At 55.8% G+C, this 26,629-nt stretch carries 25 protein-coding genes and 2 riboswitches; of the genes, 18 read left to right on the top strand and 7 right to left on the bottom strand.

Annotated elements, in window-relative coordinates; translation table 11 throughout:
• Positions 1-85: 85 nt before the first annotated feature.
• Positions 86-688, top strand: a complete 603-nt coding sequence (locus PEL01S_RS31725) for an HD-GYP domain-containing protein (RefSeq protein ID WP_255320183.1) — start codon at positions 86-88, stop codon at positions 686-688.
• A gap of 62 nt (positions 689-750) precedes the next feature.
• Here PEL01S_RS31725 and PEL01S_RS31720 read toward each other — a convergent pair whose 3' ends face one another.
• Positions 751-2,082: a hemolysin family protein gene (locus tag PEL01S_RS31720; RefSeq protein WP_063185632.1), complete on the bottom strand. Its 1,332-nt coding sequence runs from the start codon at positions 2,080-2,082 to the stop codon at positions 751-753.
• Positions 2,083-2,819: 737 nt separating this feature from the next.
• On the opposite strand from PEL01S_RS31720, the gene PEL01S_RS31715 reads away from it, so the two are divergent.
• The 14 genes from PEL01S_RS31715 (at position 2,820) to nadE (ending at position 17,120) form a co-directional block, all read left to right on the top strand.
• Entirely contained in the window at positions 2,820-3,182 is a 363-nt protein-coding gene (locus PEL01S_RS31715; RefSeq protein ID WP_063185630.1) for a gamma-glutamylcyclotransferase family protein, read from the top strand.
• A gap of 203 nt (positions 3,183-3,385) precedes the next feature.
• A riboswitch (cyclic di-AMP (ydaO/yuaA leader) is annotated at positions 3,386-3,584 on the top strand.
• Between the two features lie 163 nt (positions 3,585-3,747).
• Positions 3,748-3,935: riboswitch (cyclic di-AMP (ydaO/yuaA leader) on the top strand.
• Between the two features lie 131 nt (positions 3,936-4,066).
• Complete coding sequence (locus PEL01S_RS31710) at positions 4,067-4,480, top strand: hypothetical protein (protein ID WP_063185629.1); 414 nt, start codon at positions 4,067-4,069, stop codon at positions 4,478-4,480.
• A gap of 141 nt (positions 4,481-4,621) precedes the next feature.
• Positions 4,622-4,699, top strand: a complete 78-nt coding sequence (locus tag PEL01S_RS35785) for a potassium-transporting ATPase subunit F (protein ID WP_223275813.1) — start codon at positions 4,622-4,624, stop codon at positions 4,697-4,699.
• A gap of 42 nt (positions 4,700-4,741) precedes the next feature.
• Positions 4,742-6,421 (top strand): potassium-transporting ATPase subunit KdpA, encoded by a 1,680-nt coding sequence (kdpA, locus tag PEL01S_RS31700; RefSeq protein WP_063185627.1) that lies wholly within the window; start codon positions 4,742-4,744, stop codon positions 6,419-6,421.
• Between the two features lie 34 nt (positions 6,422-6,455).
• Positions 6,456-8,486 carry a potassium-transporting ATPase subunit KdpB gene (kdpB, locus tag PEL01S_RS31695; protein ID WP_127463056.1) on the top strand — a complete coding sequence of 677 codons (2,031 nt, stop codon included), beginning with the start codon at positions 6,456-6,458 and terminating at the stop codon, positions 8,484-8,486.
• Positions 8,487-8,577: 91 nt separating this feature from the next.
• Positions 8,578-9,192 carry a potassium-transporting ATPase subunit KdpC gene (gene kdpC, locus PEL01S_RS31690; protein ID WP_127463055.1) on the top strand — a complete coding sequence of 205 codons (615 nt, stop codon included), beginning with the start codon at positions 8,578-8,580 and terminating at the stop codon, positions 9,190-9,192.
• 21 nt (positions 9,193-9,213) lie between these two features.
• Complete coding sequence (locus PEL01S_RS31685; protein WP_127463054.1) at positions 9,214-10,461, top strand: DUF445 domain-containing protein; 1,248 nt, start codon at positions 9,214-9,216, stop codon at positions 10,459-10,461.
• 27 nt (positions 10,462-10,488) lie between these two features.
• Positions 10,489-12,822: a universal stress protein gene (locus tag PEL01S_RS31680; RefSeq protein WP_127463053.1), complete on the top strand. Its 2,334-nt coding sequence runs from the start codon at positions 10,489-10,491 to the stop codon at positions 12,820-12,822.
• A 27-nt stretch (positions 12,823-12,849) separates the two neighbouring features.
• Positions 12,850-13,878, top strand: coding sequence for a MerR family transcriptional regulator (locus PEL01S_RS31675; protein ID WP_163768137.1), 1,029 nt, complete (start codon positions 12,850-12,852; stop codon positions 13,876-13,878).
• Between the two features lie 133 nt (positions 13,879-14,011).
• The gene (locus PEL01S_RS31670; protein WP_163768134.1) at positions 14,012-14,905 is read left to right on the top strand and encodes a polysaccharide deacetylase family protein; all 894 of its coding nucleotides are present in this window, start codon (positions 14,012-14,014) and stop codon (positions 14,903-14,905) included.
• Between the two features lie 58 nt (positions 14,906-14,963).
• Positions 14,964-15,101: a hypothetical protein gene (locus PEL01S_RS34690; RefSeq protein WP_010502133.1), complete on the top strand. Its 138-nt coding sequence runs from the start codon at positions 14,964-14,966 to the stop codon at positions 15,099-15,101.
• A gap of 25 nt (positions 15,102-15,126) precedes the next feature.
• Complete coding sequence (locus PEL01S_RS31665) at positions 15,127-15,561, top strand: DUF3905 domain-containing protein (RefSeq protein ID WP_010502132.1); 435 nt, start codon at positions 15,127-15,129, stop codon at positions 15,559-15,561.
• Between the two features lie 124 nt (positions 15,562-15,685).
• Complete coding sequence (locus PEL01S_RS31660) at positions 15,686-16,120, top strand: BrxA/BrxB family bacilliredoxin (protein WP_010502131.1); 435 nt, start codon at positions 15,686-15,688, stop codon at positions 16,118-16,120.
• Between the two features lie 190 nt (positions 16,121-16,310).
• Positions 16,311-17,120, top strand: coding sequence for an NAD(+) synthase (gene nadE, locus PEL01S_RS31655; RefSeq protein WP_127463050.1), 810 nt, complete (start codon positions 16,311-16,313; stop codon positions 17,118-17,120).
• 68 nt (positions 17,121-17,188) lie between these two features.
• On the opposite strand, the gene thrS is transcribed toward nadE, so the two are convergent.
• The 3 genes from thrS to PEL01S_RS31640 form a co-directional block, all read right to left on the bottom strand.
• The gene (thrS, locus tag PEL01S_RS31650; protein ID WP_127463049.1) at positions 17,189-19,105 is read right to left on the bottom strand and encodes a threonine--tRNA ligase; all 1,917 of its coding nucleotides are present in this window, start codon (positions 19,103-19,105) and stop codon (positions 17,189-17,191) included.
• Between the two features lie 433 nt (positions 19,106-19,538).
• Positions 19,539-20,945, bottom strand: coding sequence for a sensor histidine kinase (locus PEL01S_RS31645; RefSeq protein WP_163768131.1), 1,407 nt, complete (start codon positions 20,943-20,945; stop codon positions 19,539-19,541).
• Positions 20,935-21,612 (bottom strand): response regulator transcription factor, encoded by a 678-nt coding sequence (locus PEL01S_RS31640; RefSeq protein ID WP_063185610.1) that lies wholly within the window; start codon positions 21,610-21,612, stop codon positions 20,935-20,937. The genes PEL01S_RS31645 and PEL01S_RS31640 overlap by 11 nt, the downstream gene beginning before the upstream one ends.
• A gap of 188 nt (positions 21,613-21,800) precedes the next feature.
• Between PEL01S_RS31640 and PEL01S_RS31635 the strand changes: the two genes are divergently transcribed.
• Complete coding sequence (locus PEL01S_RS31635; protein ID WP_063185608.1) at positions 21,801-22,661, top strand: hypothetical protein; 861 nt, start codon at positions 21,801-21,803, stop codon at positions 22,659-22,661.
• Between the two features lie 502 nt (positions 22,662-23,163).
• Positions 23,164-23,589, top strand: coding sequence for a holo-ACP synthase (gene acpS, locus PEL01S_RS31630; protein ID WP_127463047.1), 426 nt, complete (start codon positions 23,164-23,166; stop codon positions 23,587-23,589).
• A gap of 84 nt (positions 23,590-23,673) precedes the next feature.
• On the opposite strand, the gene PEL01S_RS31625 is transcribed toward acpS, so the two are convergent.
• From PEL01S_RS31625 to PEL01S_RS31615, 3 genes are all read right to left on the bottom strand, one after another.
• On the bottom strand, positions 23,674-24,051 hold the full coding sequence (locus PEL01S_RS31625) for a c-type cytochrome (protein WP_063185603.1): 378 nt from the start codon (positions 24,049-24,051) through the stop codon (positions 23,674-23,676).
• Positions 24,048-24,638 (bottom strand): hypothetical protein, encoded by a 591-nt coding sequence (locus PEL01S_RS31620; RefSeq protein ID WP_127463046.1) that lies wholly within the window; start codon positions 24,636-24,638, stop codon positions 24,048-24,050. Before PEL01S_RS31620 ends, PEL01S_RS31625 begins: the two co-directional genes overlap by 4 nt.
• Positions 24,639-24,789: 151 nt before the next feature.
• Entirely contained in the window at positions 24,790-25,644 is an 855-nt protein-coding gene (locus tag PEL01S_RS31615; RefSeq protein WP_127463045.1) for a helix-turn-helix domain-containing protein, read from the bottom strand.
• 171 nt (positions 25,645-25,815) lie between these two features.
• On the opposite strand from PEL01S_RS31615, the gene mutY reads away from it, so the two are divergent.
• Positions 25,816-26,629 (top strand): A/G-specific adenine glycosylase (mutY, locus tag PEL01S_RS31610; RefSeq protein WP_127463044.1); only part of this gene is annotated, 814 nt, incomplete at its 3' end.

Below are 26,629 nucleotides of genomic sequence, written 5' to 3'. Positions count from 1 at the left end.
CTCTATTGTATCACGCCTGACTACGGAAAGGAGGGGCTTGAAGGATTTCGGCAGGGCGCGACACATGGGCGAGGAGGGGTAACGCGTGCGGGATCGTTTAGTCACTCAAGAGTTGGTTCGGTTAATGGAAAAGGACGTCGATACCTACGAGCATAGTCTGCGGGTGGGGAAGCTCGCGAAAACCATGGCGCTGATGATGCGCCTGAATCTTTCGCAGACCCGGCAATTGGTGATCGGATGCTGCTTGCATGACATCGGGAAAATTTACATGCCCGACTCGATTCTAAAGAAGGATACGTCGCTTACGGAAAGAGAATGGAGGATGATGAAGCAGCATCCGGTGCTGGGTGCGGATATATTGAAAATTCATGCGCCGGAGGAGCAGGCGATCATCGACATCGTCGAATTTCACCACGAGCGCTGGAACGGAACCGGCTATCCGTACGGCTTAAGCGGGGTGGATATTCCAGAGTTCGCCCGGATCTGCACCATCATCGATTCCTTCGACAGTATGCTGTCCGATCGGCCTTACCGATCAGGGATGTCGCTGGAGGAAGCAAAGGAAGAGCTGCGCCGGCACAGCGGCACGCAGTTCGATAAGCAGTACGTGGAACTGTTTCTGCAAATGCCGGGCGAGATGCTTCACCATTCTTACGCAAGACGCGAAGGCGCCAATTCTACCGTCTAATCTGCAACGTCAAAAAAGTGAGGTCCCCGAAGGGCCTCACTTTTTCGTTCAAGCTATATCGTTTACGCCGACTGTGTTTGCGAATCCGCTTGCAGCTTACGGACGGCGAGCCTTGCGATTCGCAGGTCATCCGTTTCCTCGATAACGAACTCGAATTCGTCCTGATAGACGACGCTCTGTCCATGCTTGGGCGGAAGCTCCACCTGCGAGTACACCCAGCCTCCGATCGTATCGTAGTCCTCGGACTCGATTTCCAGACCGAACTGATCGTTCACTTCGTCGATTAGCATCAGACCGTCGATGGAGAAGTTGAACTCGTCTTTCTTCTCCACCCGAGCCCGCTCATCCGGGTCGAACTCGTCTTGGATTTCGCCGACGATTTCTTCCAGAATATCCTCCAGCGTGACCATGCCCGAAGTTCCGCCGTATTCGTCGATGAGCAGAGCAATCTGCACTTTCTTCCACTGCATCAGCTTGAGCAGCCTGCTGATCGGCATCGAATCCGGCACTTTGGCGATCGGACGCACGATGGAGCGAAGCTCGGTCAGCGCACCGTGCGACTTCATCAAGTCCTTGATATGCACGAAGCCGATAATGTTGTCTTTATCCGGGTCGCATACCGGATAACGGGTTCGCATTTCGCGATGCGCGATTTCCATGTTGTCCTCGAACGGCAGATTGGCGTACAAGCAGGCCATTTCCGTCCGCGGGATCATAATTTCGCGTGCGTTCGTTTCGGTAAACTCGAATATATTGTCAAAAAGCGTAAGCTCCGTATTGTCGATGAAGCCGCTTTTATGGCTTTCTTTCACTAAGACACGGATTTCCTCTTCCGTGTGGGCCGATTCGTGCTCTGTGGCCGGCTCAATGCCTGCGCGTTTCAGCATCCAGTTCGACGCGCCGTTCAGCATCCAGATGAAAGGGTACATCAGCTTGTAGAAAATGATAACCGGCAGCGCGGACCAAAGCGTCACGTTCTCCGATTGGCGGATCGCGTACGTCTTCGGGAACTGCTCCCCGAGCGTAATATGCAGCGCGGTAATGAGCGAGAAAGCTACAAAGAAGGAGATCGTATGAATAACGACGGGGCTTAAGCCGAACCAATCGGTAAGGATCGGTTTGAGAAAAGCGGCGATAGCCGGTTCTCCGACCCAGCCGAGTCCCAGCGACGCGAGCGTAATGCCGAGCTGGCAGGCGGATAAATAAGCGTTCAGGTTGCCCGTAATTTTTTGCGCGAACCGCGCGCTCACATTGCCGCTTTGGGCGAGCGTATCAATGCGGCTGTTTCTTACTTTGACCATGGCGAACTCCGCGGCGACGAAAAAGCCGTTCAGCAGCACCAAGACGATAATGAGAACCACGTTAAACAATAAAGGTAACGGGTCACTACTCAATCATTCCCTATCCCCTGCGTGAGGTGGATAGGTACACCTCCCTTAAACGTTCAAATAATAGACAAACATAAAGATTGCTTATAATCCATTATACTCGGAACGCATACCGGCGCTCAAACGACGAGAGGGGCACTCCGGGGTATGCACGGGGTGTGCGGACTCCGAATCGCGAGGTATTAACGAAATTCCCCCGATTTGCTGCGAATTTGTTCGTTTTCGTGCGAAAATGACGAAAACTTGATTGATTTTTAAATTTAGACGGATTTCCAGGTTGACATCGAGGACAAGCTATGGTAAATTTAATCGATATTCGCAAGAATATACTTAAACCCTCATACAACCCCTACACGGAAGATTTTCCTCGAGAAAGCAGCGTTATTTCCGCACATGTTAATCGTTCATTCAAGGAACTCCCATGATTAGGAATTGTTGTAACACTGATTCACACTGGCGCGGTCTTCGGAGCCGCAAGGATGGAAGAGAGGCAGGGCTTTCATTGTTTTAGTATGCGCAGCATCATGTACAGAAATTGGATTTGCTTTGGGGTAAGGAAGGGTAACCGGTGTTTTTTAACGACCAAAGAAGGCTCGGTCAGGGACAGATATCCGCTGACGGAGTCTTTTTTTGTTGCCGCGGATTCGCCGATTCCGGAAAAAATTTCCGGCCCTAACACATTTCTAACAGTTTTCCCCTATAGTTAAGCTCAAATGGCATTCCAGAGAAAAGAGGTTGCGGAATTGAATCTGTTCGTGTACGGCGTCGTTTCCTTGAATCATAAAGATAACCCGTTTATTTCCAGACATTCTCAGTTGCTAAGCAGCGAAGCCTGGGTGAGAGGCGTTCTGTACGATACCGGACTTGGTTTTCCCGCGTTGACCTCCGGGGAAGACAAGGTGAGCGGCAAGCTGCTGGCGATGGGGGATGTCGCGTTTGAAACCGTCTCGGAATTGGCGTCGAATTTTAACCGGATGAACCCGCCGTACCGCTTCGAGTTGAAGTCTATTCAAGTGTTTACGGGGGCGGTAACTTATGAGGCATCTGCTTACATGTACGCCACCGGCCATGGCTTGACTCGGATTGAAAGCGGAATCTGGCTGTAGCCGGGAACGGAGTGCTGAGAAAAAGATCACGATTTATGAAAAACAAAGAAATAGTGAGATTTGTAGAGATTGGAAAAGAACCGTATCAGAGAAAGCGCTCTTATGTGCCCGAACTTCCCCTATTTCGCTCCAGAACCATTCCCGCCGTTCTTTACAGTTGCTTCCGACAAGCGTAATATTCAATTCATAAATTTACAGTTTCCAAATTCTTATCGCTTAATTTCCGCCATCGTGCGGAAAGCGGGGGAACCACAAGGGAAGCCTGCGCTGCCGGTGTGAGAGCCGAAAGCCATGCGTCCCCGGGGTGAATCCTCATCGTGCATGTGAAGCGTGCACTGGGGTAGGGCGACTCTCACCGTCCGAATCCGTCAGCTAACCTCGTCAGCGTTGGATCGAACAGCCGTTTAGCGGCCGGCCGCGGCCTATGTTCGAATGGAGAGAGGATGATGAAGCTTGTGATCGTATAGCGACCACAGGGCTCCTGCCTCTGTGGTTTTTTATTGCCTTTTTTGGAAAAACGGAACGTTAGTTCCATTCACAAACTTATAAAAATGCAGCCATTCCATGCAGTATATCGCTGAATTCCCGGCTCGCCGGGAAGCGGGGGAACCAATGGGACAGGACGGCGCGTCAGACACGCCGATTCGTCCCCGGGGTGAATCCTCATCGTGCATGCAACACATGCACTGGGGTAGGGCGACTCTCACGCCCGAATCCGTCAGCTAACCTCGTAAGCGAATAGAGAGAGGCAACGATTGTCGTGAGCTCATAAGACACGGTTTGTTTCACCGTGCCTTGGAAGCCGCGGGAAGAGTCACCTCTTGCCCAAGGCTTCTTTTTTGTTGCCTTTTCTCCTGGAGTGAACAGGAGGAGAACGTATAAAAATGATCAAAGCATCATCCGGCTATATTCTGGTGTCGGCGCCGAATAAGGCGGGAGAAAATTTTATCCGCGAGCTGCAAAGACGGCAGCTTCGCCTCGCGGCCCTCGCCAACAGCAAGGCTGAGCATAGGAAGCTGGCGGGGCTTGGCGTCGGGAACGTGGTGACGATTGATACGTCGGGCTGCGAGTCGTGGACTGTGCCGCAATTTGCGGTTAGCCGGGTGTTTTTGTTCGAGAAAAGCCTGAACTTGTCGTGCCGGTACATTCAGATTTGCCGGACATGGACGAACGGGCCAATTTATCTGATTACAAGCAATCCGAGCCCCCGGCTCGCGTACAAGGGGCTTGGCGCGCATCATGTCATTTATATGAACGGCGACGATGTCGGATTTTTGATCGACGGCCATTTGGAGTAAACGGGCGTAATCGCCCGGAAGGAGGCGTTGGAAAATGGCGGACTTGTACATGGTATTGCTGCTGGCTGGAACCTACGTGTTGTTCTGGGGCTTTCTGACCTGGTGCGACCGGGTAACCGAGGAATCGGGAGGGGACGGACGATGATCGTCATCTTAGCATTGACTTTATTCGTATTCATCTATTTGGCGTATGCCTTGATTCATCCGGAAAAGTTCTAACCAACCGGATTCGGCTTGTTTATTAAAGGAGGTTTGGACCCCGTGGGTATTTTGCAAATGGCCATTGTCATAGGGATTCTCGTGCTGCTGGCGAAGCCGCTCGGCACATATTTATATCATGTCTTTTCCGGCGAGGCCAATCGTACGGACCGCTTGTTCGGATGGGCGGAGCGGCCGATCTACAAGCTGATCGGGCTGCGCGAGCGCAAGGGGATGACATGGAAAACATACGGACTTAGCTTTATCGTCACCAATCTTGTGCTGGTCGCTTTCGGATATTTGCTGCTAAGGGTACAAAAGCTGCTGCCGCTCAATCCGAACGGCATCGACAATATGGAGCAGACCTTGTCGTTCAATACGGTCATCAGCTTCATGACGAACACGAACCTGCAGCATTACAGCGGGGAGTCGGGCCTTTCTTATTTGTCGCAAATGGCTCTGATCACCATGATGATGTTTACTTCCGCGGCGACGGGGCTGTGCGTGGCGATTGCGTTTATTCGCGGCGTTACGACCAAGGGCAAGACGCTTGGCAACTTCTACGAGGACTTTGTCAAAGCGCACACCCGCGTGTTCCTGCCGTTTGCTTTCGTCGTGACGCTGGCGTTGGTAGCTCTTCACGTGCCGCAGACGCTGCAGCCGACGGTCACCGTTCAGACACTCGAGGGGGCGGAGCAGCAGATTGCGATCGGACCGGTTGCGTCGTTGGAGTCGATCAAACATTTGGGAACAAACGGCGGAGGCTTCTTCGGCGTCAATTCGTCGCACCCGTTCGAGAACCCGAATCCGCTGACGAACGTGATCGAGATGCTCTCGATGTGGTGCTTGTCGGCGGCGCTGCCGCACACGTACGGATTGTTCGCGAAAAACCGCAAGCAGGGCTGGGTTATTTTCTCTGCGATGCTCATTTTGTTTGTGATGTTCTTGTCATTGGTTTACACGTCCGAGTTAAACGGCAACCCGGCGTTGAACAAGCTGGGCATGGACGCCTCCCAAGGCAGCATGGAAGGCAAAGAGGTACGCTTCGGCATCCCGATGTCGGCTTTGTTTACGACCGTTACGACGGCGGCGACGACCGGCTCGGTCAACAACATGCACGATACGCTGACGCCGCTCGGAGGCATTACGCCGCTCGCGCTGATGATGCTGAACTGCGTATTCGGCGGCAAAGGCGTCGGACTCGTCAATATGCTCATGTACGCCATTCTGGGCGTGTTCCTTGCAGGTCTGATGGTCGGCCGGACCCCGGAGTTTCTGGGACGGAAGATCGAGGCCCGCGAGATGAAATTGATCGCGATTGCGATTTTGGCGCATCCGTTTATTATTTTGGCGCCGACGGCGATTGCGCTTGCGACCGAGCTGGGCCAAGCGGCGATCACGAATCCGTCGTTCCACGGCATCTCGCAGGTGCTGTACGAATATACGTCATCGGCGGCCAATAACGGCTCCGGCTTCGAGGGTCTGGGCGACAATACAGTGTTCTGGAACATTACGACCGGCCTTGTGATGCTGTTCGGGCGCTATATCTCGATGATTGCGCTGCTTGCCGTGGCCGGTTCGCTCAGCCGCAAGCAATGGGTGCCGGAGACGGTTGGTACGTTCCGTACGGACAACGGTTTGTTCGTCGGCATTCTCGTCGGAACGGTGCTCATTATCGGGGCGCTGACGTTCCTGCCGGCCATCGTGCTGGGACCTATAGCCGAGCATTTGACGCTGCGTTAAACGTGAAGATCGCGAAGGAAGAGGGGAATTACCCATGAGTTCGAATCGAAAAAGCATGCTGTCCGGACCGATCGTCCGGAATGCGATAAAAGAAAGCTTCGTGAAGCTGAATCCGGTCACGATGATGAAAAATCCGGTAATGTTCGTGGTCGAGGTAGGCACGCTCGTCGTGCTGTTAATGACGCTGCTGCCGGGGTATTTTGGAACGGAAGAGAGCGTCGGCTTCAACTTCACCGTGTTTGTCATCCTGCTGTTTACGGTGTTGTTCGCGAACTTCGCGGAGGCGCTCGCCGAAGGGCGAGGGAAGGCGCAGGCCGACTCGCTCAAGAAGTCGAAGAAGGAGATTACCGCGAATAAAGTGACGGGAGCCGGCGTGAAGCAGGTTCCCTCCACCGAGCTGCGGAAGGGCGATATTGTCATCGTATCCCAGGGCGAAATGATTCCCGGGGACGGCGAAGTGATCGAAGGGCTGGCGTCCGTAGACGAATCGGCGATCACCGGGGAATCGGCTCCGGTCATTAAGGAAGCCGGAGGCGACTTCAGTTCGGTGACCGGGGGGACCCGGGTGGTGAGCGACAAGATCCGGGTGCGCATTACGAGCGACCCCGGCGAATCGTTCATCGACCGGATGATCTCTTTGGTTGAAGGGGCGAAGCGGCAGAAGACGCCGAACGAAATTGCGCTGAACACACTGCTTACCAGCTTGACGCTCATTTTCATGATCGTCGTCGTCACGCTTGCCCCGATCGCCCGCTACCTGGAGATCGAGCTGCAAATTCCGGTGCTGATCGCGCTGCTGGTCTGCTTGATTCCGACGACGATCGGCGGCCTGCTATCGGCGATCGGGATCGCCGGGATGGACCGGGTGACCCAGTTCAACGTGTTGGCGATGTCCGGGAAAGCTGTCGAGGCGTCCGGCGACATCAATACGATGATTCTCGACAAAACGGGCACGATTACGTTCGGGAACCGGATGGCGAGCGAGTTCGTGCCGGTTGGCTCAGCGGATTCCGATACGGTTGCGGAATGGGCGGCGATCAGCTCGGTCAAGGACGAGACGCCGGAAGGCCGCTCCGTACTGGAGCTGATGAAGAAGCAGAGCTTTTCGTTCGATCCGACGATTGCCGAAGGCGGCGAGTTTATCGAATTCAAGGCCGAGACCCGGATGAGCGGAATTGACTTGAAAGATGGCCGCCAGGTGCGCAAGGGCGCCGTGGATGCGGTGAAAAAGTGGGTGCAGGCGCAGGGTGGCGTCATTCCGGCCGATCTGGAAGCGAAGGGCAATGCGATTGCCTCCGAAGGCGGCACGCCGTTGGCCGTGGCCGTAGACCGCGAAATCGTTGGCTTAATTTATTTGAAGGATACCGTCAAGCCCGGCATGAAGGAGCGGTTCGAGCAGCTGCGCAAGATGGGCATCAAGACGATTATGTGTACGGGTGACAATCCGCTGACCGCCGCTACGATTGCCCGGGAAGCCGGGGTGGATGATTTTATCGCGGAGAGCAAGCCGGAGGACAAAATCGCCGTGATCCGGCGCGAGCAGGCCGAAGGCAAGCTGGTGGCGATGACCGGCGACGGGACGAACGACGCGCCGGCGCTGGCGCAAGCCGACGTGGGTCTCGCGATGAACAGCGGGACGGTGGCGGCGAAGGAGGCGGCCAACATGGTCGATCTCGATTCCGATCCGTCCAAAATCATCGAAGTCGTGGCGATCGGCAAGCAGCTTCTGATGACCCGCGGTGCGCTGACGACGTTCAGTATCGCCAATGACGTGGCGAAATATTTTGCGATCATCCCGGCGATGTTCACGCTGGCGATTCCGCAGATGGAAGCCCTGAACATCATGAAGCTCGGCTCGCCGATGTCGGCGATTCTCTCGGCGTTGATTTTCAACGCGATCATTATCCCGCTGCTGATTCCGCTCGCGATGAAAGGCGTAACCTACAAGCCGATGAGTTCGACGCAGCTGCTGCGCCGTAATCTATTCCTGTACGGGCTCGGCGGGGTATTGGTGCCGTTCGTCGGCATCAAGCTGATCGATCTGGCGGTTCACCTGTGGATTTAAAAGGGTAAAAACTTGCATCTATTTTTTCGTTGTCAAGATTTGTAGAGAAAACAACTTGGAGATATGATATATAGAAAGGGAATGATTCCTTATGGTAAACCGCGTCAATCATGAAGGGGCCGAGACGGCCCGCTTCTCGCTCAGTATTGCCGTACGCGCTTCGCTCGTATTTATCGTCGTTTGCGGTCTTATTTATCCGCTCGTCTCGACCGGAATCGCGCAGGCGATTTTCCCGGCTCAGGCGAACGGTAGTCTGGTTCAAAACCGCAGCGGCGCTGTAGTTGGCTCCGAACTGATCGGGCAGCAATTCAGCGATCCGAAATATTTTCAGGGGCGCGTATCGAGTATTGATTATAAAGCCGACGCCTCGGGCTCGAATAACTATGCGCCGTCGAACCCCGAGCTGGTGAAGCGGACGCAGGAATCGATCGAGGCCTGGAAGACGGCCAATCCGGGCGTGCCGGTCAGCGAAGTTCCGATCGACCTGTTGACCAACTCCGCCTCCGGTCTCGATCCGCATATTTCCCCGAAGGCGGCCCAAGCGCAAGTGCCGCGGATCAGCAAGCTGACGGGGATCAGTGAAGCGGACCTCGGACAGCTGGTGGAGCGCCAAACGGAAGGGCGGGATCTCGGCGTATTCGGCGAGCCGCGTGTGAACGTGCTGAAGCTGAACCTGGCGCTTACCGAAATGATGACGAAAAAGTAGTGTAAAAGGAGCTGTTGTGTCTTGTCCGGAAAAGCCAAACATACCGCCGCCGTGTCGCTCGGCGTCATGGCCGCGGGATTCGCGGCAACCATACCGTGGGCGGATCATACATGGGTACGCCTGCTGCAAAGCGGATTCGAAGCGGGACTTGTAGGGGGGCTGGCCGATTGGTTTGCCGTGACCGCCTTGTTCCGCCATCCGCTGGGCATTCCAATCCCGCATACCGCGCTGCTGCCCAATAACCGGAAACGGGTAACGGAGGCGCTCATTACAACCGTCGAGCAGGAGTTGATCAGCAAAGAAAGCATTCACAGCAAGCTCGCCGGGCTGAAGATCGTTTCGCGTGGATTGGAAGGGGCCGAACGGGTTCTGGAATCCGACAAGACACAGCAGAGCATCGCGGTATTGTGCGAGCGGCTGCTGGACTATATCCCATGGGATCGTATACCCGCGCTGCTGGAGAAGGAAATCCGGCAGCGCATTGACGCGTTGGAGGCCGCGCCGGCTCTCCGTAAAGCGCTGGATCAAGTATACCAGCATCAGGGCGACGAGAAGGCGCTCGATTTTCTGCTGGACTTGGCCGAGCAGCTTGCCATGACGAGAGAAACGCAGCACCGGCTAGGCGCGATGGCCGCGCAGGCGATGCATGGGCTTCAGACGAACGGATTTATGCAGCTCGCGGTTAATGCGTTTCTCGGCTTTTATAATGAAGAAAAGCTCGGGGCGATGATCCAGCAGTTTTTATGGAACGCCATCCGCGATATGAAGCGGCAGGGGAACAAAAACCGGTTGGCGCTGCTGGCGGAGCTGCGCGTCCGGCTGGAACGTTGGCTAGCTGATCCGGAGACGGCGGATACGTTGGACGCTTGGAAGGTCCGGCTGCTGGATAATCTGGACCTCTCCGCCCGGACGGAGCGTTGGGTAGAGCAGTTGAAGGAGCGGCTTGTGGAAACGGTACGCGAGCCGGAGTTTGCCGAGCGCTATGCGATTCCTTTTCTGAAAGAGCTGTTGAGCCGGATTCGGGAAGACGAAGAGGGTATGGAGAAGCTGGAGCAGTGGGTCCATGAGCAGCTCGGCCGCTGGGTGGAGGCCAACCATTCCAAAATCGGAGCTTTGATCCGCGAGAATGTGGATCGGTTCGACAATGAGACATTGATTGCATTAATGGAAGATAAAATCGGAAGCGACTTGCAGTGGATTCGGGTCAACGGCGCGCTATGCGGCTTTTTGATCGGACTGGTGCTGGGAACGGTCAAATTGTTCGTCTGACGCCGGGAGAAGAGAGGCGAACCCAGGATGGGGACGGAAACGTTCAAGCGAAAAACGCCGGAAGAAATTTTGCGGTCCATCTCCAAGCTGCATCAAGGACGGCTTAAAGTGTATATCGGGGCCGTGAGCGGGTCGGGGAAGACGTATCACATGCTCCGGGAAGGACAACTGCTGAAGGAACAGGGGATCGACGTCGTCATCTGTGCCGTTTCCACGATGCAGCGGCCGGAAACGGTGCGGCAGATCGGCGATTTGGAGCGGGTGTCCAGCATCCATTGGCAGAAAGACGGTGTAGATAAGAAGGATTTGAACCTGGAAGTGCTCGCCGAGCGCAATCCCGAGGTCGTGCTGGTGGACGGCTTGGCGCACCGCAACCGGGAAGGGGCGCTTTATCCGACGCGGCTCGAGGATATTCGGTACCTGCTCAGCAAGGGTATCAGCGTCATTACGACGGTTAATGTGTACGAGCTGGAGGGCGCAACGGAGCTGGCTCAGAAGCTGACCGGCATCGAGGTGCGGGAAACGGTACCGTCCGATACGCTGGAGCTGGCGGACGAAGTCGTGCTCATCGATGCGACGCCGGAGATGATTTTAAGCCGCGTCGAGGAAGGCAGCGTGAAGGCACAGAAGGGCGCAGGCGTATTCAAGCGGGGCAATCTCGCGGTGCTTAGGGAGCTGGCGCTGCGGCTTGTGGCGGAAGGCGTCAACGATTCGCTGGAAAAGCACCGCGAAGAGCTCGGGCTGATCGGACCGTCGGGCGCGGCCGAGCGTATTCTCGTCTCCGCACAGTATCACTGGAACGGCTCGATCTATGTGCGGCGGGGCCAGCAGATCGCCAAGCGGCTGAACGGTGACCTGCTTGTCGTTGCTTTTGTTAATCCGAAAAAGGATTTATCCAAAGAAGAGGCGGCGTTCAAGCGGTCGATGGTCAAGCTGGCGGAGAAGGTCGGCGGGGTATTCGAAGAGCTACCGCTGTGCGGGCGCCGTTCCTTGCCCGGCGTGCTGGTCAACTATGCTCTGGCGCATAGCGTAACGCGCATTGTCCTCGGGCACTCCAAGCAGACGTTATGGCAGGAGCTGTTGCAAGGGTCAATCGTGCACGATATGCTGAAGCGGACGCGCAATATCGATATTTTTATTGTGGCGGACCGGGCGGCGCATGAGGGCGAGCGTATTTTGCCGACCAAGCAGACCAAGCGGCAGAAAGCGTCCGATCTGTACCGGCGGCTTAGCTCGGATGAGGTCGAACGGGAGATCGCGCAGCTTCGCAAAGGGCGGTTCAAGGTGTATATCGGCGCGGCTCCGGGCGTTGGCAAGACGTATACGATGCTGCGGGAAGGCAACGATCTGCTGAAGAAGGGGATCGGCGTGCAGATCGGGCTGTTGGAAACGCACGGCCGCAAGGAGACACAGGCGCAGATTGACGAGCTTCAGACAATCCCGCGGCAGGTGATCGATTACCGCGGCACGAAGCTGGAGGACATGGATACGGACGAGATTATCCGGCGCAAGCCCGAGGTCGTGCTGGTCGACGAGCTGGCGCATACGAACGTGCCCGGCAGCAAGAACAAGAAGCGCTACGAAGACGTGCTGGAGCTGTTATCGGCAGGCATTTCGGTCATCTCGACGGTGAACGTCCAGCATCTGGAAAGCTTGAACGACGCGGTGGAAAAGCTCACCGGTGTCCGTGTCCGGGAGACGGTGCCGGACCATATTTTGCGTTTGGCCGACGAAGTTCAATTGATCGACGTCGCGCCGCAGACGCTTCAGCAGCGTATGAGAGAGGGGCGCATTTATGCGCTCGACAAGGTAGATCAGGCGCTCGGTCATTTTTTTCGCACCGTGAATTTGATTGCGCTGCGGGAGCTGGCTCTGCGCGAAATTGCCGATGACGTGGACGAACGGCTTGAGTCGTACGAGCGCAAAAGCTCGCTTCGCGGTCCGTGGCGCAGACAGGAATCGATCTTTGTGTGCGTGGACGTTACACCGGAGGCTGAGCGGTTGATCCGACGCGGCTTTCGAATCGCTCATCGGCTGAAAGCCGTATGGCATGTGGCCTACGTTCAGCTTGGCAGCGGGACGCAGAGCAACGAACTGGACGCCAGGCTGGAGCAGCTCCGCAAGCTGACGGAGCGGCTTGGCGGCATCTTCGAGGTGCATCGGGCGGACAATCGGCGGCGTCTGCCGGAAGTCTTGGCCACCAAGGCCGATGCTTGTCAGGCGACGCAGCTTGTTATCGGCCAATCCAGCAAGCCTTCCTGGAAAGAAATAATACAGGGCTCGGTCGTGAAAAAGCTGCTGCGCCGCTCTCGGCATATCGACGTGCTCGTCGTGGCGGATGCGGAGACCAATCTGGGCTGACGCATGGGAAAGGGGACGTTGAACAGGATGAAAATTCAAGAGCTGGCCCGGCGGCTGAACGTCTCGACCCGGGCGATCCGATTTTATGAAGAGAAGGGCCTCCTGTCGCCAGCCAAGCATCCGGACAACGGCTACCGCCGGTTTACGGAGGAAGACGCTTGGCGGCTGCAGACGATTCTGGCGCTGCGGGAGGCCGGCATTGCTGTTGACGATATTCGGACCGTGCTGGAGCGGACGGACCGGGCGGAAACGGACGAGGTCCGGCGCTATTTGGAGCTGCAGCGTTCGGCTCTTTATGGGCAGTGGCTGGAGCTTCGGGAGACTCTGGCCCTGCTGGACGGCATGATCGACCGGACGGAAGACGAGCCGGAATCGCTTCGGCACCGTTGGCATGCGCTGGCGGAACGGACCAAGGCAAGCAAAGCGATTCGCGATTCATGGGTCGATCTCTGGAATTTCGATGCGCTGTCGGAGCAATGGGAGCTTAACGGCAGCGCCGGACTTACGCCACATGTGCCGGCCGAGCCCGCTTACTCGCGCATCCTGGCTCAGGCTGCAGAGCGGGTCGCTCCGCAGCCCGGCGAATGGGGACTCGACATCGGAACGGGCACTGGCGGCTTTGCTTCCCGCTTGCTCACAAGCGGCGTGAGGATGGTCGGTATCGACCAATCGGCCGAAATGCTGCGCCGCTGCCGCATGCAATTGCCGGTTCTGGAGACGAGAATCGGCAATTTGCTGTCCGTTCCGTCGTTTGATGGACAATTCGATTTCGTCGTGACCAGCTTTGCATTCCATCATTTGACAGAAACGCAGCAGCCGCTGGCGTTAGCGGAGATGGCCCGGGTTTTGAAAGCGAAGGGGCGCATCGCCATCGTCGATTGGATGGATGCCCCGGACGGCCTATATGCGGCAAGCGGAACGGCTCCCGGCGAAGAGCATTATGCCGAATCGCAGCGGTTGATCGCTTGGTTTCAGACCCATGGATTTCGTGCGGAAACCGCGAGCTTAGACCAAGGCTCCGTCTGCTTAGTTCTCGCGGTGCGCGCTCCGTTATAAACCTCCTGTGCACAAGTTTATTCCCACCCAATCCCTCCAATTGTTCCACATAATAACACACATTCCTCCCAAGCCGGAAGAGTCATACTAGCTTAGGAAGCAGTAACCTGCACTGGCTGGGGGGATGATGTTCATGAGCCTAAAAGATCGAAAAGAAATTTCTATTTTCTGTTGTTTAGTATGGTTTACTTTGTGCGTTTTAACAGGTTGCAGTCCTGAGAAGGAAGAAGTTCATACGAGCGCCGGGCAAAAGCCTATTGCCGGTAAGTCTTCGTACGGTGAGGAGGAGCGGGTGCTGTCCGGCTTCCAGATGATCGGCGAGTATGCGGCAAAGCCCTATGCTATCGTCGGGACGAATCCGCCATCTTCCGAACGGGGAAGCGGGAAGAAAAAAGCCTACCTCACTTTCGACGACGGACCCTCGCGCCAAACCAAGCATATCTTACGCATTTTAAGGGAAAAAGGCATTAAGGCCACTTTTTTCGTTACAGGAAAATCGTCACCGGAGCTTCAAGCGTACTATAAGCTTATCGTCAACGAAGGGCACAGCCTCGGAAATCATACCTATTCGCACAATTATAGCTATATTTATTCCTCCGTGAAAGCCTATCGCAAGGATACGGAAAAATTGAACGATTTATTGGCTCGAACAGCAGGAGTCAGGCCGGACATTTTTCGTTTTCCGGGAGGTTCTGACAATCATTTGAGCCGCAAAGCGGGCGGACGTCACATCATGGCGAAAATTGCCCGGGAAATGACTAATATTGGATATCGATACTTCGATTGGAACGTGAGTTCGACAGATGCCGCCGCAGTTACATTGCCTAAACAGAATATATTGGCATCCGTACGGTCGAACAGCCTCGGGAAAAATCAAATCATCGTGCTCATGCATGACGACGACCATAAGACGACCACAGTGGAGGCTCTCCCGGATGCGATCGATTGGTTGAAACAGCAAGGATACCAGTTCGAGACATTATCGAAGTCCTCTTTTGTTTTTCAATTTTTGCATCCGCCCGGCTAATTATTTTGGCAAAGCCTTCGCATACTAACTTCATCATGAAGGGAGATGAATCTGCACGATGGCACAACAGCAATCGGGATCTGGAGATTCCAAGGAGCAACAGCGGCAGGCAAACGCCAATCAAGCTGGAGCCGATAGTGATGCAGCCAAAACACGGAATAAGAAACTGAACGGTCCGAACCGTCCGTCCACCTAAACGGGGCATAGGAGAGGAACAGCTCATGAACGATAAGGAAAATCGGGATAAAAACGCATCGTACGAGCAGGTTGATACCGGCATTTCGTATAACGCCAAGAACGATCCGGAGCTCGATCCTTTTGAAATTAATTTTCGTCAGGAGCATCATCAAAACCGAGGCCCGCGCGAAGCGTTCGTGAACGAATACGGCGTGCTGATCGGAGACCATATTTATCAGTCGGAGCAATCTCCGCTTGAACAATGGAGTGATGAGACCGATCCGGCCATCATGTCCGGGGACCAGTGGGTGCATCCGTATAAAGACGTAGGCTTTCAAACGACGGAAAATCGCGAGCTCTTCGAGCAGGGGATCGTGCCGCAGGGCTACCCGTTCATGCACTCGGACAAAGATGTGGCCTATAAGTCGTATCCGAGCGGCGAGCCCGACGAGAAAGAGAAAGATGCCGAGCAAAAATAACGGCGGACCGTGTGCTCCGCAGATAAGTTGGCTGGAATGCCTTGCTTTCGCCCCGTACCGTTGTATAATGGACATAGGAAACTTTATATACCTTTATGTTTGATCAAAGGAGTGAAAGCTTAACATGTCCATGTCATTTGAAGCATACATGAGAGATATGGTGCAGCCGATGAGAGACGAGCTGACGCGTATCGGGGTAACCGAGCTTCGTACGCCGGAGGAAGTATCCGAGGCGCTCGACAATATGAAAGGGACCGCTCTGATCGTGGTGAATTCCGTGTGCGGCTGTGCCGCCGGCCAATGCCGTCCTGGCGTGGCCAAAGCGCTGCAGCACGAAGTGAAGCCGGATCACCTTTACACGGTGTTTGCGGGTCAAGATAAGGAAGCAACGGCTAAAGCGCGCGAATATTTTGCACCGTATCCGCCTTCCTCGCCATCGATCGCGCTGATGAAGGACGGCCAATTGGTGCATTTCATTCAACGCCATCAAGTAGAAGATCGTTCGGCCGAAATGATCGCCAACGATCTGATCGGAGCCTTCGAAACCTACTGCAAATAAGAGGTTAACCCTCCTAAACGACTCCTGCCGGCGCTTGAAGCGTCAGGCGGGAGTTTTTGTAATTTCCGGATCGTGCTATAATGTAACCAAAATTGACAAGCGTAAGACCCGACGGCCCGAAGTTGAAACCATAAAGGGCTGTCCGGCTTCCGCAAGTCGCGATTACTCGTGTGGAGAGGTGTGGAGAACGATGAGTCTGCAGCAGGACATTATTGCAAAGCTTGGCGTCAAGCCGGTGATCGATGTCAATGAAGAGATTCGCAAGCGGGTCGATTTTTTAAAAGAATACGTGCTCAAAGCAGGTGTCGACGGGCTCCTGATCGCCATCAGCGGCGGGATCGACAGCGCCGTGGCGGCAGGGTTGTGCAAGCGGGCTACGGATGAGCTGACGGCCGAGAAAGGACGTGAATACAAAACAGTCGGCGTGTTTCAGCCGTACGGGGAGCAGACGGATATTTCCGACAGCTACGCGACGGCGGAAGCGTTCGATTTGAAATATCGCCTCGAGACGAACATCGAGGAAGCGGTCAACGAGATCGCGCTCGAAGCCGAGTACGGACTGAAATCGATCGGCGTGCACAAGCATTTGAGCCGCGGCGGCAAAGGGAATGTCAAAGCCAGAACGCGGATGGTCGTGCAGTATGCGCTCGCGTTCGAGCTGAATCTGCTTGTGGTCGGCACGGATCATGCGTCGGAGGCGATTACGGGCTTTTTCACCAAGTATGGTGATGGCGCTGTCGATATCACTCCGATGAGCAGTCTGAATAAACGCCAAGTACGGCAGCTTGCCCGCGAGCTGGGCGTACCGGCTAGCATACTGGATAAAGCGCCTACCGCCGGCCTGTGGGAAGGGCAGACGGACGAGAACGAGCTCGGCATCACTTACGACGACAACAGCAATTACTTGGAAGGCAAGACGATTTCGCCCGAAGCACAGGAGAAGCTGGAAAAGCAATATTTGAAGACGGAGCACAAACGGGTGCCGATTCCCGGCATTTAGCCCGTGCATTACCCATAACGAAAAAACGCATGCTCGCCCTATACAGGTAGCATGCGTTTTTTATCATGTTAAGCGTGCTTCGCCTGAATTTCCCGGCGCAGTCGTTCTGCAAGCTCTTGCACTTGCATCGGGCCCAAATCGCCCTCGCCCCGTTTGCGGACGGCAGCGGTGCCGGAGCTCTGCTCGTTCTCGCCGAGGACCAGCATATACGGCACCTTTTCAAGCTGGGCTTCGCGGATTTTGTAGCCGAGCTTCTCGCTGCGCAGGTCGGCTTCCACCCGGATGCCCGCTGCGACAAGCGCCTTTTTTACTTCCATGGCGTACGAATTATAGACGTCCGAAACGGGCAAAAGCTTGACCTGCACCGGAGAAAGCCAGAGAGGGAATGCCCCGCTGTAATGCTCCGTCAAAATCCCGATGAACCGGTCGATCGAGCCGTAAATCGCACGGTGAATGACGACCGGACGGTGCTTTTGATTGTCTTCGCCGATGTAGGACAGGTCGAATTTTTCCGGCATTTGAAAATCGAGCTGAATCGTTCCGCACTGCCAGCTTCGTTTGAGCGCGTCCAAAATGTGAAAATCGATTTTCGGTCCGTAGAAGGCGCCGTCCCCTTCGTTGAGGCTGTAGGCGATGCCCCGGCGTTCCAGCACGCTGCGCAGCGCCGATTCCGCCTGCTCCCACAGCTCGGCGGAGCCCATCGAATCCTCGGGCCGTGTAGACAGCTCGATCTTGTACTGGAAGCCGAACACCTTGTACATCTCGCCGATCAGGTCGATGGCCCGGCCGATTTCTTCTTCGATCTGGTCGGGGCGGACAAACAGATGCGCGTCGTCCTGGCAGAAGGTGCGCACGCGCATCATCCCGTTCAGAGCGCCGGAAAATTCGTGCCGGTGCACCTGGCCGAATTCGCACAGCCGGATCGGCAGCTCCCGGTAAGAATGCAGGTCGTTTTTATAAATAAGCATATGGCCCGGGCAGTTCATCGGCTTGAGCGCGAACTTCGTCTCGTCCACCTCGGTAAAATACATGTTCTCCCGGTAATGATCCCAATGTCCGGATTCCTCCCACAGCCGCTGGTTCATCATGAACGGCGTGCGGACCTCGTCGTAATCGTTCGCCGCTTGCTGCTCGCGGGAGAAGTTCTCAAGCACCGTACGGATCGTCATCCCTTTTGGTAAAAAGAACGGCATCCCCGGCGCTTCCTCCGAGAACATGAACAGCCCGAGCTCTTTGCCGAGCTTGCGGTGGTCCCGCTTCTTGGCCTCTTCCAACAGATGCAGGTGCTCGTCCAGCTCCGCCTTCTTCGGAAAAGCCGTGCCGTAAATGCGCTGCAGCATCTTGTTGTTGGAATCGCCCCGCCAATAGGCGCCCGCGACGCTCAACAGCTTGAATGCTTTGATGCGGCCCGTGGACGGCAAATGAGGCCCGCGGCATAGATCCACAAACTCGCCCTGCTCGTAGAGGGAAAGGACCGCTTCGTCCGGCAAATCGCGGATAAGCTCCAGCTTGAGCGGATCTTCCAAAGCTTCGAACATTTGCACGGCCTCGTCCCGGCTGACGACGCGCCGGAGAATCGGCACATTTTCCCGGACGATCCGCTCCATCTCTTGTTCGATCGAGGAGAAGTCGTCGACGGATAGCGGCTTTTCGATGTCGATGTCGTAATAAAATCCGTCTTCGATGACGGGACCGATTCCCAGCTTCACGGCTTTTTGCCCGTATAGGCGTTTGATGGCCTGAGCCATCAGATGCGCCGTGCTGTGACGGTATACCTCCAAGCCTTCTTTGCTGTCGAGCGTCACAATTTCAACCGAAGCGTCCGCTTCGATCGGCCGGTTCAGATCGACGACCTTTCCGTCGATTTTGCCTGCTACGGCTTGTTTTTTCAAGCTGGGACTGATCGATTCGGCCACCTGCTCGATGGTTGCTCCTCTTTCGTACTCCCGGAACGAGCCGTCCGGCAGCTTCACTTGAATCTTCATGGTTTTCGTCCTCCGTTTCCGGTCAAATGGGATGTGAACGCAAAAAAACGCATCTCGCCCAAGGGACGAGTGCGTTCAGCTCGTGGTTCCACCCTAATTCGACCGGCTGCCCTTCGCGTTATGGCTGCTGCCAGAACGAAAGAAGTCACGCCGGACCTCATGGCCATCCGGTAACGGGGATGAGACGGTGCGCTTAGTTTCGCGATCGCTTGGTTAAGACCGCAAGTTCGGCGTCACGGCTGCAAAGGGGTAATTCCATGCCGGTCGCTGGAGGAGCTTACAGCCGGGACTCCTCTCTCTGTACAGCCCTTGCAAAGAATCGTGTCTTTGGTCATTGCCTGATGTTCCAATATTCTAACTTCTTCTTGAACGTAAAGTCAAGAGGGATGAATCAAAAGGCACCGACTTTCAACCGGCGCTCGCTGCAACAGCTTTACCGCTCGGAGGGAGGAAGCATATCCGTCATTTCCACTCGGAACACACTGCCTTCCCCCGGCCTGCTTTCCACGCGTATCGTCCCCCTGCATTCCTCTACAATATGCTTGGCGATGGCAAGTCCGAGCCCATGTCCGCCCATCTGCCGCGAGCGTGATTTGTCCAGCCGGTAAAAGCGGTCGAAGATGCGTGAAAGCTCTTCTTCCGGGATGCCCACCCCCGTATCGCGAACCTCCAGAACGAGTTTTCCCCCCAACGGCGCGGCCTTGTGGGCGACTGTCAGTTTCACGCTTCCCCCGGCAGCGGTATATTTGATTGCATTTTCCAGCAAAATGACGAGCAATTGTACGATTTTCTCCTGATCCAGACATACCCGGAGTTCATCGGGGGCTTCAAGCTCCAGCTTGATCTGCTTCGCCTCCGCCAGTACGCTCATCTTGTCCGCCGTTTGGACAGCTATGCCAGCAAGGTCGAACCACGCGTTATGCAGCACCGGCTGCCCCGAATCTCTCCGGGCCAGCAACAGAAGGTTCCCGGTCAGCCGGATCATACGCTGCACCTCATCCTTTATGCCTTCGAGCACCCGCTTTTCAAAGGAATCGTTTGTAGGTCTGTCCTCGATATGCAGCGTTTCGATGGAGGAGAGCAGTACGCTAAGCGGTGTACGAAGCTCATGGGAGGCGTCGGCTACAAATTGCTGCTGGCGCATGTAAGCTTGACGAATGGGGATCATCGCCTGTTGTGACATCAGCCGGCTAAGCCATACAACCAGCGCCTGAAACAGTAATGCAACGCCTAGCAGAACGGCCGGCAGCCATTGCAGCAGCTGTTTCTGGAAATCAACATTTTTGCCCGCATACAGGGTGCCGATCAGTTGCCCGTCGCGGTAAAGCAAACGGCTGCCCGCCATATACATTATTTTTTGCTGGCGATCGTTTGCCTTCCGGAGATGAGGGAGCGGCTCGTCATAGGTTTGCAGTTCGACCTTTTCGAGGGTCGAAACGGGAAGCGCTCCCGTGCGAATCAAGTCAAACACCTGAGCGCGCAGCTCTTTTTGAATTTCAGCGCCCGTTACCGTATTGCCCAGCGTGTCGATGACATAGTAGAAAGCCTGATCGGCGCTTAGCTCAAAGGCGCGTTCACCGGGTTTATCGAACTTCTTATTAAGCGCCTCTGCATACAGCGGCCCCTGAAGCGCATGAATCTCCGTTTCCAGCAGTTTATTCAGTTTTTGCTTCTGATCGTTCCAAATCAGGATATACAGCAGGGTGTAGACGATCGCGATAAAAAGGAATAAAAGCAGGCTCAGCAATGAGCTGTATTGCAGCGTGAGTCTGAACTGCGTTCTGCCGAACAGGTCGTTGCCGAACAGACGCTGGCGCCACTTGTGCAGGTTACGCTTCAATTTTATAACCGACCCCCCATACATTCTGAATCCAGTTCGAGCGCGGGTCGATTTGCGTCAGCTTTTTGCGGAGCAGCTTGACGGTAGCGTCAATTGTTTTGAGCGTGACTTCCGTATCCATGCCCCAGATTCGATCCAGGATAAGCTGGCGCGACAGTACGCGGCCTCTGTTCTTCAGCAGCAAATCCAAGAGCTGGAACTCCTTGAGCGATAGCTGCACCTGATTTTCGCCACAGACGACAAGATGGCTTGTGCGATGCAGTTCCAGTTCGCCCATCCGGCATATATCTTCCAAAAGCGGAGTAAAGCTTCGCCGTCCCAGCGCTCTGAGCCGAGCCATCAGTTCATCGATTTCGAACGGCTTGACCAGATAGTCGTCAGCTCCCCCATCCAATCCCTTTATCCGATCTTGTACGGAATCTCTGGCGGTCAGCATCAGAATGGCACCCGTGTAGCCGTCCAGACGTAATTGATGGCAGACCGTTCGTCCGTCTATGCCTGGCATCATCCAGTCAAGCACCAGCACGTCATAGCTGGAGACGCTGGCGTAATCATAGGCTTCTTCTCCGTCGGTGACCCAATCCACAGTATATCCTGCTTTTTTTCTGAGCAAGTGGGAGGTCAGTTCTCCCAGCCGCTGATCATCCTCGGCGAGCAATATTTTCATAAGCTGCCCCCCTTGATTTTAGATTTCGTTTTCGTTTATTTATTTGTTTTAGTATATCAGGATACAACAGAATAAAGAAAAAAGAATGAAAATGGAGCCGTCTTGATTTCACCCTTTTTTCACTCCGGGCGTTTACAGTTGAACTCAGAAACAACTACCACGCTCTGTGAAAGGATGATTTTGAAACCATGAACAAATCGAACTTCTTGGAAAAGAAAACAAGCAAGCTGCTGATCGGGTCTTTATCCGCCGCCTTCTTGCTGGGTGGAGGCGCCGCTGGCTTCCCTGTTGTTCAGGCAGAGACCGCCAATTTCACTGTCGATGCTCCCACGTCCGTCTACACGGATACCTACAGTAAGCTCGCGCCTGCGCCGGTTTTGCCGCAGCCGGGCCTCCTTTCTCCGCCTGCGGGTTTGCCTCCGTTGCCGCCCGGTCCGGGCCACGCCGGGCAGGATCGGGCGGTGCTCCTGGAGACGCTGGGGATGTCATCCGGCGAGTTGCGGGAAGCCCAGCGGGCGGGTCAATCCTTGGCCGAAATCGCCGCAAGCCGGGGGATTGATGTACAAAAGATCGTTGATCTGACGACGCAATCGCTGACGGCAAGGCTTGACCGGGAGCTGGCGGACGGGCATATAACACAGGATCAATACAATTCCCGTTTGAATGAAGTTGCTGAACGCGCCGCTAGCAATGTGAAGCGTACGCCTCCTCAGCCTCCTGCACCGGGCGAGCTTGAACCGGATTTCGGCCCTGATCTGAAGCATGTAGACAAAGACGCTCTGCTGTCGACGCTCGGCCTTTCCTCGGACGAGTTGAGAAATTCGCTGCAAAACGGCGGCCAGTCGCTGGCCGATGTGGCTGCGGCGAAAGGCGTCGATGTACAGAAGGTGACCGATCTGGTGGCCCAGGCGTTGAGCGGCAGGCTCGATCAGGAACTGAGCGAGAAGTTGATTTGGAAAGACGAATACCAGACGCGCAAGCAGGAGGTCGCCATTCGGGCAGCCGATGCCGTGCAGCATAAGCATCTCCATCCCCCTGGTCGCCCGTAGTGACCACATAACGTCATAGCCGCCATCGATATGAAGCTGAGCCAGGAAGCCTTCGACCTCCACGCAGTCCGTGGTATCGAGGGCTTCTTCGCTAACCCGTTATTCAACGGCGGAGGAAGTGGAGCAAAGGCGGGGTAAAGCGGGATGGCTCATGGCGGCAGCGCACACCTCCTCCCGAATGGGTGAGTATCGCGGATCGAGAGAGAGGTTGAGGAGGAGCGCATATCATGGCGTATTTTACCGAAGCCCCGTATGTTTACAGAAGCTATGCTCTGAAAACCGCAAAAAGCGCCGACGAAGCAGCAGAAACAAGGAATTGCCGGGATACGGAACGATGAACGAAAACATAAACCGGATGTTCCGCAGCATGTACACCTGGCTCACGGGAAAACGGCCTGTCTTCTTGAACTTGTCCTTCCGATCGGATACGATAAAGCCAAACGAAGTACGACGGACAGCTGCGGACATACGCATAAAGAGGACTAGGAAAGGAATAACGGCTATGATTATGGGCATCGGTACCGATGTGTTGGAGATTGAGCGGATGCGCAAGATTCTGGAGCAGCCGTCCGGCAAGCGCTTCCTGGAGCGGGTGCTGACGCCTGCAGAGCGGGAGCTGGCGGCTGTAAGAGGCGGGAGGCTGGCGGAGTTCGCAGCCGGGCGCTTCGCTGCCAAGGAGGCGATCGTCAAGGCGCTCGGCTGCGGGATCGGAAAAGAAGTAGGGTTTCAGGACATGGAAGTGCTGCCGGACGGGAAGGGGAAGCCGGTATGCCGGTTATCGGAGGCTGCCTGGGAACGGTTAGCCGCCTGGATGCCGGTCTTCCAGTCCGCAACGGCAGACACGGTTCGTATTCATCTGAGCATTACGCATAGCGAAACGCTGGCGATGGCCTATGCCGTAGCGGAGCGAATCGCAACTAACCCATAGATCTGATGACGTAACGGGTAATTTAATTGGGGCGGGCAGCTTTCCTTACTTGTGCATTTGGCGTGGCAGGTGCAGAAAAGCGGTTTACTTTTTGCTTGCCAGCCATTCGGCCAGGGCCGCCGTCTCCTCCGGCTTCAGCTTGCCTTGAAAGCCAGGCATGCCGCCTCCGCCTTGTTCGATCTGCTTCACGATCTGTTCTTTGGTCAGTCGACCGCCAACCTGCTGCAGGTTGGTTTTCGGCCCCATGCGGCCTTCCAGATTGCTTGCATGACAGGAGAGACAGTTCTGCTTGTAGACCGTCTGAACCTGCTCGGAAGCGCCGGCCATCGCTTGCTCCGCCGTGAGGCCGCTTTCCTTCTTGCCGCCGCCGAACGGGTCGGGGCTATTCGCCGTGCATGCCGTTACCGTCGCCAAAACCGTCAAAGCCGCCGCAGCGGCAGCCCATGGCTTCCATCGTTTCATTGTGCATTCATCCCCTTGTCTCGCATACGAATCATCGCGCCGAGCGTAACCATACTGAGGCCGCCGAAGCCCCCGATCAACACGGGCGCATAGCCCAGATACATCCATACTACCGTAATCGTCAGAGCAAGCATCCACGCCCCGAACGCCCCGAGCACCCAGCCCAATCGCGGGAAGAGGGCAAGATAGGCGGCTGTAAGCACAAGCCCCTTCAGCACCGGCCAATAGAACGGATCGATTCCTATTGGACCGCGCGTGAGCAGCCAAACGACCGCGACGGCTGCCGCTGCAACGAGAAGCGCGCCCAGGGACCCGCTCTGCGCCGGGCGTTCGGCGGACGCGCGCCGCTGGCGGAGAAAGACCGCCGCCGTAAGGAGGAGTGCAACCAAGAACAGGACAGGCTGCAGCAGCTCCCAATCCCGCCATTGCCCGACAAACGTCACGATGGCCGAAGCCATCCATGCCATTCCCCAAATGTATAAATAAGCCGAATAAGGGGCCGCTGCCCTCCAAGCCTGCGTCTCGGCAGACAGCTTGTCTGTCCGGATTCCGCCGATGGGGCTTCCAGCCGCATTCGCTTGTTTCATCGATATCGCCTCGCTTTGCCGAACGTTGCAAAAACCGCCGATTTTCCGAAAATTCGACGGCATTTACAGGTAGCGTACACCTTCCGGGGGGCGAAAGTCAAACCTGATGCCGACTTGGTGGACACCGTGCGTCCATAGCGTTCCGCGGGTATTATTTTGCCGGTGTGAACCGGTGTTTTTTGGCATATTCGCGGGGGGAGAAGCCGGTCACCTTCTTGAAAATGCGGCTGAAATAAAACTCGTCCGCATATCCGACGCTGCCGGCAATCGATTTCAACCGGTAATCCGACAGCACCAGCAGCTCCTTGGCACGGTCTACGCGCAAATGCGTCAGGTAATCGATCGGGCTGTAGCCGATGTATTTTTTGAACAGGCGGGAGTAGTGGCTCACGCTGAGCCCGGCCATTTGCGCCAGCCCTTCGAGCGTAAGAGGCTCCCGGTAATGCCCGACCATGTAGTCCTGCGTCAGCTCGATCGCCGCCGTCGTATCGCCGGCGATTTTCTGCGCGCGGAAATCGGCGACCAGTGTCAGGAAGAACTCCAGCAGCACGATTTTGCGCCGCATCGCGGTCATGTGCCCCCGGCGCTTCCACAGCATGTGGAGCTGCTCCATCAAATAAATGAGCTGAGGCGTATTGGTAACCGTGTACATCCCCTCCAGCGGGAACCGCGCCTCAGCGGCGCTGTGGTAAATCCACTGTTCCTTCTCCTCGTAAACTTCCGTATAATGAAAACGTAGAAAGTAGTATTCGAGCGGCTGCTCGGGATCGGTCGTGCGCTCGACGATCATGCCGGGGGCGAAGCAGAACAGCTTGCCGGGTTCGGCAGGATAATGCGTGCCGCCGATCGTAAAGGTGCCCTTGCCCTTGATGATCAGCCATACGGAGTGGTACTTGATCGTGCGCGGCTTCTGGCGCCAGTCGGGCTCGCATTTCTGATGCCCGACGAGCAGAATCGAGATGACCAGCTTGTTCAGGCGCGAGGCCAGCTCTCCGGGAGTCAGCATCGGCGTCCGTCCTTTCCTTCTTGAGATAAGGCCGTTATGAGCTATTTTTAAAGCTTCGCTTCAACCTTGGTAAACGTCGTAGTTGTCCTTGCAAAAAAGTCTTAAAGCCGTTTATTCGGGGGATCGATTTCCATTATATCCCGAAAACGTGTGCAAAGAGAAGGAGATCTTATGTCCAGTTCAGAGCAAAAGCAGTATTTCTCCACCGAGCTGTTATCCTGGTACCGGCGGCACAAGCGCGATCTGCCTTGGCGGCGCAGCCGGAATCCGTATCATATTTGGGTATCCGAAATCATGCTGCAGCAGACCCGGGTCGACACCGTCATTCCTTATTTTAACCGGTTTATGGATAAATTTCCGACCGTCGAAGCGTTGGCCGAAGCGCCTGAGGACGAAGTGCTGAAGGCTTGGGAAGGGCTCGGCTATTATTCGCGCGCTCGCAATCTGCAAAGCGCCGTCCGCGAGGTGAAGGAGCGTTACGGCGGCGTCGTGCCGGACACGAAGGAGGAGGTGTCCTCGCTGAAGGGCGTCGGCCCTTACACGACTGGGGCGATTCTGAGCATCGCCTACAACAAGCCCGAGCCAGCGGTGGACGGCAATGTGATGCGCGTGCTGTCGCGATATTTTTTGATCGAAGACGATATCATGAAGGGGAGCACCCGCGTCAGCATGGAGAAGCTCGCGCAGGAGCTGATTCCGGAAGGGGCGGCCGGCGATTTTAACCAAGCGCTGATGGAGCTCGGCGCGCTTGTCTGTACGCCCAAATCGCCGAGCTGCCTGACCTGTCCGGTCATGGCGCATTGCGCAGGACGGGCGGCCGGCGTGGAGGAATCGCTGCCGGTGAAGACCAAGGCGAAGCCGCCGCGGCCGGAGCGGCGTTACGCCGTAGTGATCGAAGGCGCGGCGGAGCACGCCGGCCGGGTACTGATCCGCCAGCGGCCGGCCGAAGGGCTGCTGGCGCGCCTGTGGGAACTGCCGCATGCGG

Source organism: Paenibacillus elgii NBRC 100335, from assembly GCF_004000865.1.
Lineage (GTDB): Bacteria > Bacillota > Bacilli > Paenibacillales > NBRC-103111 > Paenibacillus_G > Paenibacillus_G elgii.
This window is presented reverse-complemented; position numbering and strand designations above follow the sequence as displayed.